The sequence below is a fragment of the Pelagicoccus sp. SDUM812005 genome, from assembly GCF_031127875.1.
GTDB lineage: Bacteria > Verrucomicrobiota > Verrucomicrobiia > Opitutales > Opitutaceae > Pelagicoccus.
The window spans coordinates 118,349-137,134 of sequence record NZ_JARXIA010000002.1 but is presented as its reverse complement, the minus strand read 5'-3'; the positions used below and the strand labels follow the sequence as shown (position 1 = coordinate 137,134).

Annotated in this window: 17 protein-coding genes; 6 read left to right on the top strand and 11 right to left on the bottom strand. The window is 59.8% G+C overall.

All coding sequences use genetic code 11. The features are described from left to right. Positions 1-15 precede the first annotated feature (15 nt). The 3 genes from gatC (at position 16) to gatB (ending at position 3,378) form a co-directional block, all read left to right on the top strand. Positions 16-306 carry an Asp-tRNA(Asn)/Glu-tRNA(Gln) amidotransferase subunit GatC gene (gatC, locus tag QEH57_RS04115; RefSeq protein WP_309005411.1) on the top strand — a complete coding sequence of 97 codons (291 nt, stop codon included), beginning with the start codon at positions 16-18 and terminating at the stop codon, positions 304-306. Positions 307-349: 43 nt separating this feature from the next. Next, positions 350-1,822, top strand: a complete 1,473-nt coding sequence (gene gatA / locus QEH57_RS04110; protein ID WP_309005410.1) for an Asp-tRNA(Asn)/Glu-tRNA(Gln) amidotransferase subunit GatA — start codon at positions 350-352, stop codon at positions 1,820-1,822. 107 nt (positions 1,823-1,929) lie between these two features. Next, entirely contained in the window at positions 1,930-3,378 is a 1,449-nt protein-coding gene (gene gatB, locus QEH57_RS04105) for an Asp-tRNA(Asn)/Glu-tRNA(Gln) amidotransferase subunit GatB (RefSeq protein WP_309005409.1), read from the top strand. Between the two features lie 474 nt (positions 3,379-3,852). On the opposite strand, the gene QEH57_RS04100 is transcribed toward gatB, so the two are convergent. The 4 genes from QEH57_RS04100 to QEH57_RS04085 are packed head-to-tail and all read right to left on the bottom strand — an operon-like array spanning position 3,853 to position 8,141. Next, positions 3,853-4,521: a hypothetical protein gene (locus QEH57_RS04100; RefSeq protein ID WP_309005408.1), complete on the bottom strand. Its 669-nt coding sequence runs from the start codon at positions 4,519-4,521 to the stop codon at positions 3,853-3,855. 47 nt (positions 4,522-4,568) lie between these two features. After that, complete coding sequence (locus tag QEH57_RS04095; protein WP_309005407.1) at positions 4,569-6,959, bottom strand: hypothetical protein; 2,391 nt, start codon at positions 6,957-6,959, stop codon at positions 4,569-4,571. A 5-nt stretch (positions 6,960-6,964) separates the two neighbouring features. Then, positions 6,965-7,582, bottom strand: a complete 618-nt coding sequence (locus tag QEH57_RS04090) for a type II secretion system protein (protein ID WP_309005406.1) — start codon at positions 7,580-7,582, stop codon at positions 6,965-6,967. Positions 7,583-7,586: 4 nt separating this feature from the next. After that, a complete protein-coding gene (locus QEH57_RS04085; RefSeq protein WP_309005405.1) occupies positions 7,587-8,141 on the bottom strand; it encodes a prepilin-type N-terminal cleavage/methylation domain-containing protein in 555 nt (184 codons plus the stop codon). A 251-nt stretch (positions 8,142-8,392) separates the two neighbouring features. Here QEH57_RS04085 and metG point away from each other — a divergent pair, with 251 nt between their 5' ends. The 3 genes from metG to menD are packed head-to-tail and all read left to right on the top strand — an operon-like array spanning position 8,393 to position 13,100. After that, the gene (metG, locus tag QEH57_RS04080; protein WP_309005404.1) at positions 8,393-9,931 is read left to right on the top strand and encodes a methionine--tRNA ligase; all 1,539 of its coding nucleotides are present in this window, start codon (positions 8,393-8,395) and stop codon (positions 9,929-9,931) included. A gap of 15 nt (positions 9,932-9,946) precedes the next feature. Beyond that, positions 9,947-11,371 carry an isochorismate synthase gene (locus QEH57_RS04075; RefSeq protein ID WP_309005403.1) on the top strand — a complete coding sequence of 475 codons (1,425 nt, stop codon included), beginning with the start codon at positions 9,947-9,949 and terminating at the stop codon, positions 11,369-11,371. Position 11,372: 1 nt separating this feature from the next. Next, positions 11,373-13,100 carry a 2-succinyl-5-enolpyruvyl-6-hydroxy-3-cyclohexene-1-carboxylic-acid synthase gene (gene menD, locus QEH57_RS04070; RefSeq protein ID WP_309005402.1) on the top strand — a complete coding sequence of 576 codons (1,728 nt, stop codon included), beginning with the start codon at positions 11,373-11,375 and terminating at the stop codon, positions 13,098-13,100. Between the two features lie 111 nt (positions 13,101-13,211). Here menD and QEH57_RS04065 read toward each other — a convergent pair whose 3' ends face one another. The 7 genes from QEH57_RS04065 to aroA all read right to left on the bottom strand — a co-directional run bounded on the left by QEH57_RS04065 (position 13,212) and on the right by aroA (position 18,778). Further along, entirely contained in the window at positions 13,212-14,120 is a 909-nt protein-coding gene (locus QEH57_RS04065) for a hypothetical protein (RefSeq protein WP_309005401.1), read from the bottom strand. 112 nt (positions 14,121-14,232) lie between these two features. Then, positions 14,233-14,949 (bottom strand): 16S rRNA (cytidine(1402)-2'-O)-methyltransferase, encoded by a 717-nt coding sequence (rsmI, locus tag QEH57_RS04060; RefSeq protein WP_309005400.1) that lies wholly within the window; start codon positions 14,947-14,949, stop codon positions 14,233-14,235. Positions 14,950-15,075: 126 nt separating this feature from the next. Beyond that, positions 15,076-15,225 carry a hypothetical protein gene (locus QEH57_RS04055; RefSeq protein WP_309005399.1) on the bottom strand — a complete coding sequence of 50 codons (150 nt, stop codon included), beginning with the start codon at positions 15,223-15,225 and terminating at the stop codon, positions 15,076-15,078. 11 nt (positions 15,226-15,236) lie between these two features. After that, positions 15,237-15,986, bottom strand: a complete 750-nt coding sequence (locus QEH57_RS04050) for a hypothetical protein (protein ID WP_309005398.1) — start codon at positions 15,984-15,986, stop codon at positions 15,237-15,239. An 81-nt stretch (positions 15,987-16,067) separates the two neighbouring features. Further along, entirely contained in the window at positions 16,068-16,721 is a 654-nt protein-coding gene (locus QEH57_RS04045; protein WP_309005397.1) for a lysophospholipid acyltransferase family protein, read from the bottom strand. A 2-nt stretch (positions 16,722-16,723) separates the two neighbouring features. Further along, entirely contained in the window at positions 16,724-17,392 is a 669-nt protein-coding gene (cmk, locus tag QEH57_RS04040; RefSeq protein WP_309005396.1) for a (d)CMP kinase, read from the bottom strand. Between the two features lie 51 nt (positions 17,393-17,443). Beyond that, positions 17,444-18,778, bottom strand: coding sequence for a 3-phosphoshikimate 1-carboxyvinyltransferase (aroA, locus tag QEH57_RS04035; protein WP_309005395.1), 1,335 nt, complete (start codon positions 18,776-18,778; stop codon positions 17,444-17,446). Between the last annotated feature and the right edge of the window lie 8 nt (positions 18,779-18,786).

Sequence of the window (18,786 nt, the reverse complement as noted above, 5' to 3'; positions counted from 1 at the left end):
TCGAGGCAACCGATCATGTCAGAAGAAAAGCACATCGATATCGACTACACGGCTAAGCTTGCCCGTATCAACTTAACGGATGCGGAGAAGGAGAAGCTTTCTGCTCAATTGGATTCGATTATTGGATACGTCGAGAAGCTCGAGGAGCTCGATACGGATGGGGTTGAGCCGACGGCGCACCCGCATCCGGTCTACAATGTTTGGCAAGAAGACCAGGTGCAGGAAGGGCTCTCGATCGAGGAAGCTCTCAAGAACGCGCCTGCTCAGCGCGACAACATGATCGTGGTTCCTAAGGTGGTTGATTAAGAGTTCCGCCTCGGGAAAACGCTAAGATAACACGAAGAATACGGTGTCTGAAGAATTGCATTACAAGTCGGCTAGCGAGCTCTCCGAGCTGCTGGAGAAAAAGGAATTGTCGTCGGTCGATCTGACCAAGGCGATCATCGCTCGCACGAAGGCGGTCGAGGATAAGGTGGGAGCGTTCAACTCCTACGACGAAGCGGACGCGCTTGCTCAGGCGGAAGCGTCCGACGCTCGCCGCGCGGCGAGCGCTTCGCTCGGTCCGCTTGACGGCATCCCTGTCGGTATCAAGGACAACCTCGCGGTCAATGGTCAGCCGTTGACCTGCTCGAGCAAGATGCTGGAAAAGTTCGTCTCTCCGTATGATGCGACTTGTATTGAAAAGTTGAAGACGCAGGGCGCAGTACTTTGGGGACGCCTCAATCTCGACGAGTTCGCGATGGGGTCTTCTACTGAGAATTCCGCGTTCAAGACGACTTCGAACCCTTGGAATCTCGACTGCATACCGGGCGGTAGTTCCGGTGGTTCGGCTGCGGCTGCGGCGGCAGGGCAGGCGGTAATGACGTTAGGCAGCGACACCGGCGGCTCCATCCGTCAACCGGCCTCGCACTGCGGTGTCGTGGGCTTGAAGCCGACCTACGGCCGCGTCTCCCGTTACGGCTTGGCCGCCTTTGCTTCGTCGCTCGACCAAGTGGGGCCCTTGACCCGTAGCGTTAAGGATGCGGCCTTGCTCTTGCAGGCGATCTCGGGGCACGACGAGCGCGATTCCACCTCTTACAAGATTGCGGAGCCGGACTTCGTGGCCGCCATCGAGAAGCAGCGCGGCCACAAGTGGACGCTCGGCTTGCCCAAGGAGTACTTTGCCACCGCAGCGAATACGCCTGCGATGGAACCGGTGCTCAAGGCTATCGAGTACTATAAAAGCTTGGGGTGCGAGATTAAGGAAGTATCGCTTCCGCACACGGACTACGCGGTGGCGACCTACTATATTGTCGCTACGGCGGAGGCTTCCTCGAACTTGGCTCGCTATGACGGGATTCGCTACACGCACCGAGCGGAGACTTTCGATGCGAAGGATTCGGTGGACATTTATTGCCAGTCCCGCGCGGAGGGCTTTGGCGAGGAAGTGAAGCGTCGCATTATTTTGGGTACGTACGTTTTGAGCAGCGGCTATTACGATGCGTATTACTTGAAGGCGCAAAAGGCGCGTACTTTGATCCGCCAGGATTTCGAGAACGCCTTCAAGGAAGTGGATGCCTTGCTGACGCCCACGTCGCCATCTCCCGCCTTCAAGAAGGGCGAGAAGGCGAGCGATCCGCTCTCGATGTACTTGAGCGATATCTATACGATCTCGGCGAACTTGGCTGGCATTCCTGGGATGTCGTTGCCTTGTGGATACAGTGATGGCTTGCCGGTTGGACTGCAGATTCTCGGCAAGCCGTTTAAGGAAGACGAGCTGCTTTCGATCGCCTATGAATTCGAAGCGGGGCACGACTTCAAGGACCAGCATCCGCAACTGTAAGGAAATTAGATTGAACCACAAAATGCGCAGAAGTCACAAAAGGCGCTGAGGAGATAGGATCTCCTTTGTGAGGTTTGTGCTTTCTGTGGTTAAGAAAGATTTTTCAAATGGAATACGAAGCAGTAATTGGCCTGGAAGTTCACGTTCAGATTAAGGCCGAATCCAAGATTTTCTCCCGCGTTCGGGCCGGCTACGGGCACGAGCCGAACAAGTTGGTAGACCCGGTTGTCATGGGATTGCCAGGGGCTTTGCCGGTCATGAACAAGGCGGCGCTCGATGGGATCATCAAGGCAGGTTTGGCCTTGAATTGTACGATACCCGAAACCTGTAAGTGGGACCGGAAGAACTATTTCTATCCCGATAGTCCGAACAACTATCAGATCACGCAGTACGACCAGCCTATTTGCGACGGCGGATTCGTGGAGATCGAGCTTCCGGGCGAAACGCGCGGGGTGATGGGCGAGCACAAGAAGATCAAGCTGACCCGTATCCACTTGGAGAACGACGTGGGGAAGCTGAACCACTTTGCCGACGATAGCCTAGTAGACTACAATCGCGCCTTCACCTCGCTGATGGAGATCGTGAGCGAGCCGGACATGCATTCGGGCGAGGAGGCGTTCGCGTTTCTGACCGCGATTCGCCAGACCATGATCTACTGCGGCATTTCCGACTGCGACATGGAGAAGGGGCAAATGCGCGCGGATGCGAACATTTCGGTGCGTCCGATCGGGCAGAAGGAGTTGGGTCAGAAGATCGAGCTGAAGAACCTGAACAGCATCACGGGCGTAAAGAACGGGATCGAGTACGAGATCAAGCGCCAGACGCGAGAGTTGAAGAAAGGGAACGTGATCAAGCAGGCGACGTGGCGTTGGAACGCGGACCTCGGCCAGACCGAGATGATGCGCGAGAAGGAGGACGCTCACGACTACCGCTACTTCCCGGATCCCGATTTGATGCCGGTGCGCATCGACGAGGATTGGAAGGCGAAGCTACGTGCGGAGATCCCGGAGCTGCCTTGGGACAAGCAGCGTCGTTTCATGGAGGAGTATGGCTTGCCGTATTCCATCACGGCGGTGCTGGTGCCGGATCGCGTTTTGAGCGATTGGTTCGAGGCGGCGGTCAAGCAGGCTCCGAAGCTTGCCCAGGCCCTCGGGAATTTGGTCGCCAACGACCTGCTGCGCGAACTGAGCGAGGCGGACATGGCTTTGGAGGAGTGTAAGATAACTCCGGATACATTGCTGGGACTCGTGCAAGTGGTGGAGAAGGGCGTGATTCCGAAGAACGTGGCGAACAAGGACGTTTTCCCTGAGATGTTCAAGTCGGGCGAAACGGCGGAGCAGGTGATCGAGCGCAAGGGCTTGAAGCCGGACTTCGACGAAGGCCAGGTCAAGGTCTGGTGCCAGGAGGCGATCGACGAGAATCCCAAGCCAGTGCAGAACTATCGGGACGGGAACGAGAAGGCGCTGAACGCTTTGCTCGGACCGGTGATGAAGAAGAGCAAGGGCAAGGCCAACCCGCAGCTGGTCAACAAGCTGATTCGCGAGTTGATCGACTAGTCTTTCCGCAAAAAAGCCAATCGCCGATTAGGGCGATTGGCTCGAAATGCGGGAGTGAACGAAGGGTATTCGTTACGCTCTCGGGCGCCGTGCTGCGATCACGAGCGACATGGCGGCTGCACCGATAACTCCATATAGGGAGGGAGAAAAATCTCCGATTGGATTGATTGAAGCTCCAGATTCAGAGGCTTGCGCGAGGGGTGTTTGCTGACCCGGGGTAAGTCCCAAATCGTCGGTAGAGATATGGGCACAGACGACAGTCGCGGCGATGATGCAAGCGGTTGTCGTGAGGATTGGTTTCATTGGTTGCTTCAATATGATGACCTTTCCACGACACACTAGGGGGAGGGGGAAGACAACCCCTAGAGCGCGACAATCAGGTGAACCCTGCCTTTGCTTAGCGTCGCCTCATCCAATCCCCTAGGGCCCTGCTTCCAATAACCTGACGCTCGCGCGAATCGTAAATGATATCCCTTAGCTACGACTCATTTCGCTGATCAAGTGTTCGATGGAGGTCCAGTTTTGGTCCACCGCGGCTTTGGTGCCGCTTACGGTGAAGACAAGCAGGCGGGAGTTGACGAAGGCGAAGATTTCGCGGCGTTTGACGATGGCTTTGGGAGTGGCTTGTTCGTATACGATTTGTCGAAACTGTTCGCCGAAAACGTAGGGCGTGATGGCTTGGCCGATGTTGGAGTTGTCGAGAACGATTTCCGCGTTGGGCAGCTCGGCGGCGAGTCCCGCTTTGTAGGCGTTCCAGCTTTGGTCGGAGAGGTCCGGAAGGAATTCGTCCACCTTGAAAACGGAGAGGCCGAGGGATACGCCGGGAAGGCGCGAATCCGTCAGCTCTCCGGAGTAGCGGTAGGAATTGGATCCGCGGGCCCGCAAGGTCTTTCGGTTTGATAGGAGGACGTTGAGGGAATCGACTTGTAGTTGTATCATGGGTACGTCGATCCCGTCGAAGTCCGTGTAGAAGCTGGAAACGTTGAGCTTGGGCCGACCCTCCTTGGGCCAGAAGATGGGCTCGACCGTTTGCTCGGAGCCGGCGGCTTGGCTAATGGTTGACGGGACGGCTTGAGCTCTTAGCAGAGCGGCGGGTGTCGCCACCGCGAGGGTGGCGAGCAGGAGTGATGTCGTGAATTTCATGATACTGGGAATTAGGAGTGCGGTGTTGAGCGTTTCGGTGGGTCGGATCAGCTCCACCACCACCATTTGTCCTTCTTCTCCTTTTTGCCTTTCCGGTCGTCGTCGTCCGATCCGGAGTCGTTGTCAGAGTCGGAGCCGTCGTCGGAGCTGGATCCGTCGTCGGTCCCGGAGTCAGAACCAGAACTGTCTTCCGAACCGCTGCTGTCTTCCGAGCTGGAGGTGTCTTCCGAGCTGGAGGTGTCTTCCGAGCTGGAGGTGTCTTCCGAGCTGGAGGTGTCGTCCGAGCTGGAGTCGTCACTGGAACCGGAGTCGTAAGGGTCGCTTGTTTCGTCTTCGGATGATGAAGAGGAGGAGGTGCTCTGCCAAGGGAGGGCGGCGACGTAGTCTTCGTACTCTTCCTTTGTGAGGTTGGTGTAGTTGACTCTGCGGTAGGTTCTAAGAAGGGGAGTGCCGGGAGGGAAGGTACCGTTGAGGAAGAGGCGGCTGAATCCCCACTTGCGGCCTGGCGGACCGTAGTAGTCGATGCGCCAGGCGCTGTTGTCGACTTCGCTCTCGTAGAGGCAGACGAGGGAGCCGCGAATATAGAGGTCTTTGCCGGACCAGCTTTCGAGGAAGCGAGGGAAGTTGTGCACGCCGCCGCTGCTGCGGCCGTTGTTGTCGGCGTTGGAAGGAATGAGTCCGGAGACGATGGCGGCTGCGACTTCGGTGGAGGAAGCGGAAGGCTTCTTGCTGGTGGTCGAATCGTTCCAGCTGTTGGAGAGGATGGTGACGCTGTCGCCGTAGACGGCGACGGGCACTTCTCCGACTTCGGGCACGATGGAGCTGTTTTCGCTGGTGCTGGTGTCGTGGAGGGTTCCGTCCGCGTTGAAGTGGCCGCGGATGTAGAGGGCGTTGTTGGTGGCGAAGGTCATTCCGGGGTCGGCTCCGCGGCTCGGGATGCCTTGCTTGGAGCGGTCGGTCTCGCCGCCCCAGAGGCGTACGCCGGAGTAGTGGAGCCTGGCTCGGTCGTTTGAGTTGGAGGAGCTGGTTTTGCATTCCATGTAGACGATGCCATTCCACGCCGAGCCGGGGGAGTAGGCGCTGCTGACGTATTCGCTGCTCCCGTCGGCGGGTACGGTTCCGGAAGAGTCGTAGGGCTTGATGTGCTTGTTGTTCGAGTTGTAGTCGGGGTTCTCGATGAGCTGCTTGAGCTTGCCGACGTTGAACTCGAGGATGTCGATGTACTGGTAGCGACGGTGGTCGTACATGGCGTCCGGCTTGATTTCGTAGAGGTAGTCTTCGCCGGAGCCTTCGAGGTGGGAGATGTCGTAGCGAATGCCGGCTTTGTCGTAGGCGCGGACTTCGCCGGTTTGGATGTCCCAGCTGAAGTAGAGCCCGGCCTTGGTGGAGAGCTTTTGGTCCTCGACCTCCTTGTTGTAGTCCGAGTGGGCGACGCTGAGCGGCGGCTCGATCATCTTGTGGCCCGAATTGAGCGGATCGTAGGCGGAGGTGGCGGGATTGTCGGGTTCGTAGTCGGGGAAGGCGACCGGCTGGTAGGTCTCGACCCCGTGTTCCTGGGTGAGGAGGTTGCCGTTCCAGCGATCGGCGGCGTAGGTGCGCCAGTTGCTCAGGTTCGAGTCCTTGTAGTTGCTTCCGTCCTTCATGGAGACGAGGTTGCCCGCCCGGTTCTTGAACTTGACGTGGCCGTTTTGCAGGGATTCGTAGCCGGATCCTTGGGCGGATCCGACGGGAGTGCCCCAGCCGTAGTACATGTCTTGGGCGGTGGAGACGGGATAGTGGAAGTCGACGCCGTTGATGGCTTGCAGGTAGAGGTCGCCGTTGGTGTGGACGGGGCCGTGGATTTCCATCTTAGGGCCGGGGGAGACCTCGAGGTCGAGGTTGTAGAAGATGGCGTGGGCGAAGAGCGGGGCGTCGCGGACCTGCATCTTTTGGGTAACGTAGTTGGTGATGTCCGGGCCGCCGCGCGGGTCGGTGACGGTGGCTTTCGCGTAGAGGGCGATTTGGCGGGCGTAGACGTTTTGGCCTCGCAGGGGGTCGAACTCGTTGGCGGGGTTGGTAGGGTCGATGAAGGTCAGGGTGGAGGGGTAATCGTCGATGATGCCGCCGATGATTTCGGACTTGCTGTGGTCGACGTTGGAGCCGAAGAGATCGGAGGAAGGCATCCGCAAGGCGTCCGCGGAGCCGGGCGAGAGGGCGGAGGCGCTGAAGTTGGTCTGGTTTTCGAACTTGTGGCGTAGCTGGGCGAAGCCGTATTCGACGACGGCTTCGGAGGCGTTCTTGGCGATCAGGCGGAGTTCGTGGCGGGAGTTGACCTTCCGCTCGGTCAGGGAGTGGCTGAGGATGGCTCCGAGCACGACGGCGAGGGCGGTGGTAATGACGAATACGGCCATTACGACGCTGCCGCGTTTTTCGCTGATTCTTGATTTCTTGTTTTTCATTGGCTTTATCCTCTTGGCGAAACCGTGAAGTTATAGGTGTTGGTGGCCCGTTTGAGATTGCTGCCTTGGTGGAGAATCTCGCCTTGAACGGTGATGCTACGGTTGAAGAAGTTGTAGAAGAGCTGGCCGTCGCTGAGACCTTTGGAGAGTTCGATGATTTCGTTGTGGGTGCCGAGAGTGCTGGGAGCGGGAAGCAGGTTTTCCAAGCTGTCCGCCTGGGGAGAATCGAAGAGGGTGGAGAAGCGCATGACGGGGCCTTCGCTGTCCGCGGTGGCTGCCCGGTAGAAGCCGATGACGGCGGTGTAGAGGGAAGGATTGTCGTCGTCCACGAAGGCGAGCACGAGGAAGTCGCCCGATCCGCCGTCGTCAACGACGGTGCGATTGGTGAAGGATTCGTAGATGACGAAGAAGTTGGAGTAGGTGGCGTTGTCGCTGAGCTCGCTGGTGAACTTTCGGATGTCGTGGTTCACCAGCAGCTTGCCTTCGTTGTAGGCGGCGAAGTTGGCGGTGGATACAAGGAAGCTCATCACGGTGCCAAGGATGAGTCCGGCCACCACGGTGGTGACCATGACCTCGGTGAGCGTGAAGGCTCGTTTTTTGAAATTTCGTGCAGAGCTGCGCATGTCGTTAGTAGGTGGGGATTCGCGAGCGGATGGCGTAGAGGGTGTTGCCGACGTGCACGTCGCTGCCGGTGGTATTGTCGGTGTAGTACCAACGCAGCACGATGCGGCGGGCGTCGCCCACGCCGTTGGCGTCGTCGGTGATGTCCTCCACGTAGACGACGAAGTTTATGGCGAGGTCGTCGTCGGCGTTGTCGGGGGTGTTGTTGATGTCGATGCTGCGCGTGTTGACGAGGTCAGTGTTGGCGTCGCCGCTTTCCACGTCGGCTGCGAGGGGAGAAACGAGCAGGGAGTCGGGCTGGCCTTGGCTGATCAGTTCGGGAATGGAGCTGCCGTCCAGGAGGTTGAACTCCATATTCTTGATCTGTTCGATATAGCCTTGGGCGACGGTGGTGGCGGTGGCGACGTAGATGGAGCCTTCCGTCATCTTGCGGGCCTGCAGGAGTCCGGTGAGCACTCCGACCCCGGCGATGGCGAAGATGACAGTGCCCATCATCGCCTCGATGAGCGTGAAGCCGGCCTTGGAGCGGGGGCGTTTGGACTTTCGAGGGTGAGAGCGCATTACCGCTGTACTATCGGCGAAGCGGTAAGCCTTTTTGCGTATTTGTAAGTAAAACCGCTTTTCCCGAGTTGGAGTGGGTACTGCTAGCGGAGAAAAACCGAGATAGGGCGCTTTGCTCTGAGTAGGGGCCTGCGGAAATTACTGGCCACCCTTGTGTAGTCGTTCGGGTTGCCCACGTACGGGGGCTGCGCTCTTATTTGGGTTGCGGCCACTTGGGTGGCAGCTTATGCACTCCCGCTTTCTATTGATCGATGAAGTCCTTTTACATCACCACCGCTATTGACTACGCGAACGGCTCCCCGCACCTCGGGCATGCCTACGAAAAGGTGCTGACCGATGTGGTCGCACGCTTCCGCCGCCTGATGGGGGACGACGTTTATTTCCTCACCGGAATCGACGAGCACGGGCAGAAGGTCCAGCAGTCGGCGGCCAAGCGCGGCATCGAGCCGATCGAGCTCTGCGACGAGGCCGCGGGGCAGTTCAAGGAGCTTTGCTCCAGCCTGAACATCTCCAACGACGACTTTATCCGTACCACGGAAACGCGTCACAAGGACGTCGTGCGCAGCATCCTGCAGGACCTTTTCGACCGCGGTGAAATCTACCAGGCCGAGTACAAGGGTTTCTATAGCGCCCGGGCCGAGCAGTTCCTTCAGGAGAAGGACATGGTCGACGGCAAGTGGCCGGAGATTTTCGGCGAGGTGACCGAGATCACGGAGAGCAACTACTTCTTCAAGCTCAGCAAGTACCAGGATTGGTTGGTCGAGCATATCAAGACGCACGAGGACTTCATCTTTCCCCGTTTTCGGGCGAAGCAGGTTCTGGAGTTCCTGAAGGAGCCGATCAACGACCTCTGCATTTCGCGCCCTAAGGAACGTCTCGAGTGGGGCATCCCGCTTCCCTTCGACGAGGGTTACGTGACCTACGTTTGGTTCGACGCCTTGGTGAACTACATCAGCGCCGTCGGCTACGGCACGCCCGATTTCGACAAGTATTGGCCGGTCAACTACCATGTGATCGGAAAGGATATCCTCTTGCCGCCGCACTCCGTTTATTGGCCCATCATGCTCAAGGCGATCGGCGTGGAGATCCCTTCCAGCCTCCTCGTGCACGGCTGGTGGTCGATCAATGGCGACAAGATGTCCAAGAGCACCGGTAACTTCATCGAGCCGTCCGAATTCGTGAAGGAGTACAGCGTGGACGCCTTACGCTACTTCCTCATCCGGGAGATGAGCGTGGGGCAGGACAGCGATTTTTCCGACGAGCTTTTCACCAACCGCTACAACAGCGACCTGGCGAACGACCTCGGCAACCTGCTCAACCGGGTGCTCACCATGACGCCACGCTACTGCGGCGAGACCTTTCCGGCTCGCACCATAAGCGAGGAGCCGGAGAAGGAGCTGGAGGAAGCTTGGGCGAATACGGAAGGCAAGGTGGTCGAGCTCTACGAGGAGTTCCAGTTCCACAAGGGGCTGGAGTTAGCCTTTGCCTTCATCCGTTCCATCAACCGCTACGCCGAGCAGCGTTCCCCTTGGAAGCTTGCCAAGTCCGAAGACCAGAAGGACAAGGACACTTGCGCCACGGCGCTTTCGCTCATGGCGGAGGCTCTGCGTCGCGCGGTGGGCCTGCTGGAACCTGTCATGCCCGAGACGACGGTTCGCGTGTACGAGCTTCTTGGGTACAAGAGCGATGCCCCATGGTTGGAGCGCCTCAAGCCCTCCGATGCGTTGACGGGAGCTAAGGTAGGCGAGAAGGTTATTCTTTTCCCCAAGCCGCAGCAGGAAAAGAAGTAAGCTCGTTTCCTCTTTGTGGATACAATCCAGCTAGACCCCAGCAAAGCCAAGAGCTACGAGGCCTTGCATGCTTTTTTGCAAGGCTGCCAGTTCAAGGCAGTGGAAAAGGGTCACGCCCAGCTGGTGAGTATCGCAGCGGAATCGTCCATCCTCGATCCGCTGGCGGTGCTGGAGTCGATCTACGAGGAACGTCAGCAGCACTTCTACATCGAGCGCCGACGCGACGACTTGGCGATCGCCGGGGCGGAAGCGGCGGTGAGCTATTCGCCCGCAGGTTCGGAGCGCTTCGCCTCGGTCAAGGATTGGATCGCGGAGACCTTGGACAATGCGATTGCGGTGGGCGATGCGAACCTGCCGTTTTTTGGTCCGCACTTCTTTTGCGGATTCACCTTTTTCGACGAGGTCGAGCACGGGACGCCGTTTCCCGCCTCCTCCGTCTTCGTGCCGCGCTGGCAGGTCGTTTCGAGCAAGGGGCGTTGCGTGGCGATCGCGAATGCGACCATCGCTGCCGGCGACGACATTGAGGCTGTCGCTAAACGTATTTGGAACGCGAATACGAAGTTTCGCACCTTTGACTATACCGAGGAGGAGGCTCGCTCCAAAGGCGAGCGGCTCAAGGTGCTGGAGACTCGCGAGTGCGGTGGGGAGAACGCTTTCCAGGAATCCGTGGGCCGCGCTTTGGAACGGATCGAAGCCGGAGAGTTTCAGAAAATCGTTTTGGCTCGAGCTCTTGACCTGAAGGCCGACCAAGCCTTCCACCCGCTGGAGATTCTCAACACCTTGCGCGAGCGCTACGAGGATTGTTACGCGTTCTCGATCGCTAACGGGTTGGGGCAAAGCTTCATCGGGGCCAGTCCGGAGCGTTTGGTATCCGTTTCGCAAGGACGCGTAAACGTAGACGTTTTAGCCGGCACGGCTCCCCGTGGCAAGACGGCCTCTGAGGACGCGCGTTTCGGCGCGGGATTGCTCGAGAGCGAGAAGGACCGCCGCGAGCACAAGATCGTGCACGAGTCGGTTTGCCGTCGTTTGCAGTCGCTCGGGCTTCAGGCGGAAGGAGCGTGCAATCCTGTCTTGAAGAAGCTGCAGAACGTGCAGCACCTGTTCGTGGACGTGGAGGCGGAATTGCCGGCTGGTATCCATTTATTGGATCTGGTTGCCGAGCTGCACCCGACGCCTGCGGTGGGCGGCATGCCGCGAGAGGCGGCGGTGCCGCGGATCAAGGACCACGAGAGCTTCGACCGCGGTTTGTACGCGGGGCCGATCGGTTGGCTGAATGCCAAGGGCGAGGGGGAATTCCTAGTGGGAATCCGCTCCGCTTTGGTGGACGGCGATACGGCGCGGCTGTATGCGGGGGTCGGCGTGGTCGAGGGATCCGTGCCCGAGCGCGAGCACCTCGAGACGAATTTGAAATTCCAAGCGCTGAAAGAGAACCTCCTTTGATATGGCCAAGAACTGGGCGAATGCGAACGAACTGTGGGCGGATGTCATCGCGGAGACGCTGCACCGCAAAGGAATCGCCTATGCGGTTACGTGCCCCGGTTCTCGAAGTTCGCCGCTTACTTTCGCCTTTGCGCGTCACGCGGCGATTGAGGCGATTCCCGTCTTAGACGAGCGTTCGGCGGGCTTTTTCGCATTGGGCTTAGCCAAGCGGACCGGGAAACCGGTCGCGATCGTTTGCACTTCCGGTTCCGCGGTGGCGAATTTCTTTCCGGCAGTGGTGGAAGCCAGCGAGAGCGGGGTGCCGCTGCTCGTTTTGACCGCGGATCGTCCTGCGGAATTGAGGGATTGCGCGGCCGGGCAGACGATCGACCAGGTGAAGTTGTTTGGTGGATACGTTCGGAAGCAAGTAGAGCTCGCGGTGCCGGAAGCGAGCCTGGAGCTCTTGCGCTACGTGCGGCAGACGGTGGCTCACAGCGTGGATGTTGCGACTGCTTCGAATCGTGGTCCCGTTCACCTGAATATACCTTTCCGCGACCCATTGATTCCGGTCGCGCAGGCCGACTTCGTCGCACCTTTTGGCGCGGATGATTTTGCATCGTATTTTTCGCATTTAGAGCCCTCGGATGCCTTGCCGCTTTTGCAGGCAATGTTGCCGGCTGCGATTCGCAGCGTTCAGAAAGGGCTGATCTTGGTTGGTCCTGCTTCGCCGGTGAACGAGGAAGCCTGGTGCGAAAACGTGGCGGCGCTGGCGAATGGATTGGGGTGGCCCGTGTTGTCGGATGCCTTGAATCCGATCCGTACCAACGCGAGCTCGTTTACGTCATTGGTTTGTGGGTACGAAAGCGTTCTGAGAAATGCGGAGCTAGCGGAGGGCTTGCGGCCGGAGCATGTGATTTTGCTGGGCGGTTTTCCGACGAGCAAGGCCCTGCGCTCGTGGATCGGCGAGGCGGATGTTCCGATTACGATCCTTAGCGATCGTCCGGTGAATTTGGATGCGACGCATTCCCGGGCCACCCAGGTGTACGCAGATTTCGAGTTTACGGGAGTGATCGTCGAAAAGGGCGACGCGGCGGACTATGCGGAGCGCTGGCTTGCTCTCGACCGGCAGGTGAACGAGGCCTTCGAGGCGCGTTTTTCCGGGACGGAGGAGCTCTTCGAGGCGAAGCTAGCGTGGACGCTTTCGAAGGCGTTGCCGGAAGGGAGCTCGCTGTGTGTGTCCAATAGCATGCCGCCGCGCGACATGGAGTTCTACTTCGGGCGAAACGATTTGGGTATCTCCATCTTCAGTTCGCGGGGCGCCAATGGGATCGACGGGATCTTGTCGACGGCCATGGGCGTGGCGCATGAGGGCGAGGAAACGTTTTTACTGACCGGCGACCTAGCTTTGCTGCACGACAGCAATGGGGCGTTGATCGCCAAGGACCTGAAGGGGAGCCTGACGGTTCTGTTGGTAAATAATGCGGGCGGCGGGATTTTTGAGATGCTGCCGGTTTCGCAGTTCGAGGATGTATTCGAAAAGCATTACGGCACGGACCAGAAAGTCGATTTCGCGAATTGGGCGAGGACCTATGGGATCGGCTACGAGCTGGTGGAAAGCTGGGCGGATCTGGAGGAGAAGCTGGAGGAGGCGCCGAACGGGGTGCGGGTGCTGGAGATTCGTACGGACCGGAAGCGCGATGCGGCTTGGCGCAAGCAGTGGTTTGCGGAAGTGAGTCGGGAGTTGTGGTAGTTCCTAGCGCGGTGCTTTAGCTCGAGACCGTGGAGTACCAAGGCATTGAAGTCGACGCGTTCATCGATCTTGCAGCGTGGTCGCTGGCTAAAGCTCCGCGCTAAGGGATTGCTAGGACTTTAGCAGTTTGGCGGCGACGCCGAAGCGGAGGTTGAACTCGGAGAAGTAGAGGCGTTCGCAGCCGAGGTGCTTCAAGGAGGCTTCGAGCGTGACCATGGCGGTGGGAAAGATGTCGGCTCGGCTGGCGGGGATGCCGTATTTTTCGATGCGCTTTTCGAGCGGGAGGGCGCAGATCTGGTGGGCGATTTTAGTGAATTCGCTGAAGCCGAGGCCGTTCTTGAGCTGCTTGCCGCTTAGGGTTTCGGCGAGGTGCTTGGCCGCTCCGCCAGTGAGCACCGCGATTTCGGATGGGCTGGAATGGGCGGGGAATTTGGAGGTGAGCCATTGTTCGCTCACGTAGTTTGCGATCTTCTTTTGTTTCTTGGCTTCGAGCGGGATGGCCCGGTCTTTGAGGAGCAGGGAGGCGAGGCGTACGGAGCCGAGCTGGAGGCTTTCGGCTTGCTTGAGTTTTCCGTTGAGAAATTGGATACACTCGAGGCTGCCGCCGCCGAGATCGAGCAGGGAGAAGGAGTCGAGGTGGGAGAGGGCGGGGTCGCATTTGAGGGCGTCGCCGATGAAGGCGGCTTCTTCGTCACCGGATAGGATGCGCAGCTCGTGGCCGCAGGCTTTTTCGACGGCGTTGACGAACTCTTGCTTGTTAGAGGCGTCGCGTACGGCCGAGGTGGCGACGATGCAGATGGTGTCGCACTTGCGGGCGGCCTCGACGAGGCGGGCGATGGCTGCGGCGCCGCGAGCGATGGCCTTCTTGTCGATAACGGGTGGCTGTCCTGTCATGCCTTCGCCGATACGGGTTTCTTCGACGAGGAAGTTAACCTTTTCCGCGGGCAGCCTTTTGCCGGGTTTGGCGATGAGGAGCTTGATGGTGTTGGAACCTACGTCGATGACGCCGACTGATTTCATGGTTGGGAAGGAGAAAGGTGGTAAGGTTTTTGGCCCACGAAGGGCACGAAGCGACACGAAGGGTAGTTTTAAATTGAGGAACTTCGTGTCGCTTCGTGTTCTTTGTGGGTGATTACAGTTCGTAGTTGGCGGGGGCGATGAGGACGACGAATTCGCCCTTTTTGCTGGCGGTGGACATTTGCTCGCGGATTTGGGAGATGGGGCCGGAGCGGATGGTTTCGAATTTTTTGGTGAGCTCGCGGCCGATGCAGACGATGCGTTCGGGGCCGAGCAAGTCTTCGAGCTCGGCAGTCATCTTCTCGATGCGATGGGTGGATTCGTAGAGGGCGATGGTGTGCTTGAAATCTCGATACTCTTCGAAGAAGCGGCGACGGGCGGCGGATTTGGGCGGGAGGAATCCGGCGAAGAAGAAGGCGTCGGTGGGGAGTCCGCTGACGCTGAGCAGGGAGGTGAGGGCGCAGGCTCCGGGGACGGGCACGACGGGGAGTCCGAGTCGTTGGCATTCGCGGGCGACGCGGAAGCCGGGGTCTGAGATCGCGGGGGTACCGGCGTCGGATACGAGGGCTACGGATTCGCCGGCTTGCAGTTTGGCGACGATGGAGTCGGCGGCGCGTTTTTCGTTGTGGTCGTGGTAGGCGAAGAGGGGGCGTCGGATTTCGAGGCGAGTGAGCATGGCGCCGGTGGTGCGGGTGTCTTCGCAGGCGATGGAGTCGACCTTGGAGAGGAGGGAGAGGGCTCGCTCGGTGATGTCGGCGAGGTTGCCGATGGGGGTGGCGACGACGTAGAGGTGGCCGGGCTCGGGCGTGAGGGATGGATTGTCGGAGGACATGCGATGAAAGGCTAAAGGGGGAGGCGCTGCGCTGCGGGTCTGGGCAAAAAAAGTCGGATCCCTTGCGAGATCCGTTCCTTGATTTTGCGAATCGTTGGGTGATTCGTGGATGTGCGTGGGTGCGGCTTAGCTGCTGCCCATGCCGGGAACGCCGCCTTCCCAGTCCTTTGGACGGCTCCAAGGAATGGTGGATTCGTCTGGGTCTGCGCAGCCGGTGACGAAGAAAAGGGACGAGATGCTCGCGGCGGCGAGTAGGATGGAGATGAACTTTTTCATGGTTGTAGAAGTCAGTTGAGGCTCGAAACCGAGTCCCCGGTTTGCGGGGCCTTGACCAAGGACTCTGGCAGAACTCGGGCGATGCTCAAGTTTTCCTTAACCTCGGTGACCTGTATTTTGGCAATCGGTGTGTCAGCGTGCTGCACGTAAAGTTCATTTTGCAGGCGAACGCCGTCGCTGTAGCCGATGTCGAGCACCACGAAGGAGGCTCCTTTGCCGACGGTGAGGACGTTGCCGCGCAGGGAGGGATCGGCGGGGATGGCGGTGGGGAGGGAGGTCGCAACTTGTTGCAGGGGTTGCGTTTGCTGGAGTTCGAGGACTTGGCGCTCGAGGTTGGCGATGGCGAGTTCGTAGTTGGCGATTTGCTCTTGGGGAACGCTGGTGGCCTTGAGCACGTTCACTTCTTGGGTGAGGCGGCTGTTCTCCTTTTGCAGGCGGCGTTCGGCGACATCCTGGGCGTCGCGTTCGTCGGCGAGCCGCTTGTTTTCCCGTTGGATCTGCAGGAGCTGGTTGTTGGCGAGCAGGGCGTCGGCGGTGAGTCGCTGGATTTCCGCGGCTTGGGACTCGATGGTTTTGGCTTGGTCGGCGCTTTCCTTCTGCAGCTTTTGGGAGCGGGCTTTCTCGGCTTTGAGGGAAGCGTTGAGGGTCTGCAGGTTGGTGTCGAGGGATTGGTACTCGGCTTTGGCCAGAAAGTAGAACGCGCCGGCAGCGATGGCTCCGAGGACGGCCAAGGCTTGGAGGGTGCGGGTGATCACTTTCATGGGAGGGATGTTAGGTATGCGGATTTGCGGAGGGAAGGATTTTGTTGCGGAGGGGGGAACGGGCGAGGAGTTGGAGGAGGATTAGATGGCGGGGGGACGGGGGCGGGTGAGCTTGGCGATTTCGGCCATGATGCGGTCGGCTACGATTTGGTAGCGCTCCTTGCCGGCTTCGCGGCCGGGGTCGTAGGCGGAGGGGGGGAGAGGCTTGCCGTAGCGCATGTGCACGCTGAGGTTGAGGTTGGGCAGCACCTTTCCTTTGGAGAGGACTTTGTTGGAGTTGAAGATGCGGCAGGGGATGACGGTGGCCTGGGACTTGGCGGCAATGAGGCCGATGCCGGGCTTGGCGGATTGCAGGGTGCCGTCGGGGCTGCGGGTGCCTTCGGGGAAGAGGGAAAGCAGGCCGCCGTTTTTGAGGGTGGAGAGGGTGGCCTTCATGGCCTTGATGTCGGAGTCGCCGTCGCGGTCGACGGGGATGGTGCCGACGCTGTCGAGCCACCAGCTGGCGGCTTTGTTGATCCAGAGGGTTTTGCGGGCGAAGAAGTTGATGTGGCGCTTCAGCAGGCAGCCGATGAGGGGCGGGTCGAAGTGGCTGGCGTGGTTGACGGCGAGGATGACGCCGCCGGTGGCGGGCACGTTTTCCATGCCTTCGATGTCGCCGATGAGGAGCTGGCTGAGCACGCCGGCGGCAAAGGTTTTGCTGGCGTGGTAGACGGTGGGCGAGTAGCTGGCGGGCATGCTTATTGTAGGTAGGCCTTGGATACGAGCTCGGAGACGTGTTCGACGACTTCTTCGAGGGTCATTTCGGAGGAGTCGACGAGGGTGGCGCCTTCGGGCACGGAGAGGGGCGCGGTCTTGCGGGAGCTGTCCATATGGTCGCGCTTTTCGATGCTGTCGGTGAGGCCTTCGGCGGCGCGGCGGGCGGCGCGCTTGGCGGGGTCGGCGTAGAGGTAGAGGCGCAGGTCGGCGTCGGGGAAGATGACGGAGCCGATGTCGCGGCCTTCCATGATGAGGCCGGCGAAGCCTTCTTCGCGGGCGATGGTGGCTTGGTCGCGTTGGTAGTCGAAGAGGAATTTGCGCAGTTCGGGCACAGCGGCGTATTGGGAGACGTTGGCGTTGACCTCTTCGCTGCGGATGGATTCGTCGGGTATCCAGTCGTTGACTACGATGTAGGCGGAGTTCTCGTCGATGTAGGTGCCGAGCTCGAGGGCGGCGAGGGCAGCGTCCATGGCGGGTCCAGACTCTGGGGCGACGCCGGCTTCGAGTAGCTTGACAGTAGTGGCGCGGTAGAAGGAGCCGGTATCGACGTGCATGAGGTCGAAGCGTTGGCTAAGGGCGCGGGAGGTGGAGCTTTTGCCGGCGGCTGCTCCGCCGTCGACGGCGATGATGATGAAGTCTTTCTTGGACATGTGGGTGAAAAAGTTTGATCGGGTTGATGCGGCTCGCCCGTCGGTCGAGCCCTACCGGGCGGCTGTGAGGGAGTCTTGTCTCAGCTTTTCCAGGACTTGGAAGAAGTCGGGGAAGGTTTTTTTGCAGCAGGTGGGATCCTCGATTTGCAGCCAGGCTTGGCCGTTGCCGAGGGCGTCGTAGCTGCCGAGGATGCCGAAGCTCATGGCGACGCGGTGGTCGTGGTAGGTGGCGATGGTGGCGGGCTGCAGTGGTTGGGGGGTGATGGTGAGGGAGCCTTCGGTTTCCGAGACCTTTTGGCCGACGCGTTGCAGGCCGTCCGCCATGGCGGCGATGCGGTCGCACTCTTGGTGGCGGGTGTGGCCGATCTCTTCGATGGTGGTGGTGCCGTTGAAGAGTGGGGCGATGGCGGCGGCGGTGAGGAAGGTGTCGGAGTAGGGGTAGAAGCTGCCTTCGAGGGATTCGGGCTGGGCGCCGGGTTCGTAGTGCACGGTGGCGGAGCGCTTGTCCCAGACGATGTAGGCGCCGGCTTCTTCCATGCGGCCGGAGAAGGCGATGTCGCCTTGCAGGGAGTCTTGGGTGACGCCGTGGATTTCGAGCACGCCGGTGACGGCTACGGGAAGGGCGAAGAAGTAGGAGGCGGCGGAGGCGTCGCCTTCGACGAGGTAGCCGTCGGGCTTGGCTTGGTAAGGGGTGTGGCGCTGGATGGCGTAGCCAGCTTCGGAGGCGGAGAGGGCTGACTTGGGAACGCCGAATTGCTTGAGCATGGCCAGGGTCATGTCGATGTAGCTGCGGCGCACGGAGGTGTCTTCCATGACGATCTCGATGCCGCTTTCCGCGTAGGGGGCGGCCATGACGAGCGCGGAGACGAACTGGCTGGAGGAAGAGGCGTCGATGGAGGCGCGGCCGCCGGCAAGGCCGTTGGCTCGGATGCGCAGCGGGGCGAAACCGTCGGTGGTTTCGATCTGGGTGCCGAGTTGGTTGAGGGTGTCGGCGAGGTCGGCGATGGGGCGTTTGCGCATTTGCGGGACGCCGTCGAGGATGTAGTCGCCGCCTTGGCTGAGGCAGAGGAAGGCGGTGAGGAAGCGAGCGGAGGTGCCGGAGTTGCCGACGAAGAGCTCGGCTTTCTTGTTGGGGATTTCGCCGGCGAGGCCGATGACGCGGATGGTCTTGGCCTGGGGATCCGGTTGCACGTCGAAGCCGAGGTCTTGCAGGGCTTTGACCATGATCTCGGTGTCCTCGGAGAAGAGGCAGTTTTGCAGCAGGGTTTCGCCGTCGGCGAGGGCGGCGATGATGAGGGCTCGGTTGGTGATGCTTTTGGAGCCGGGCACGGTGACGCTGCCTTGGACGGGCGTGGTGAAAGGTGTGACTGGATAGGGATCTTGCATTGGTAGGT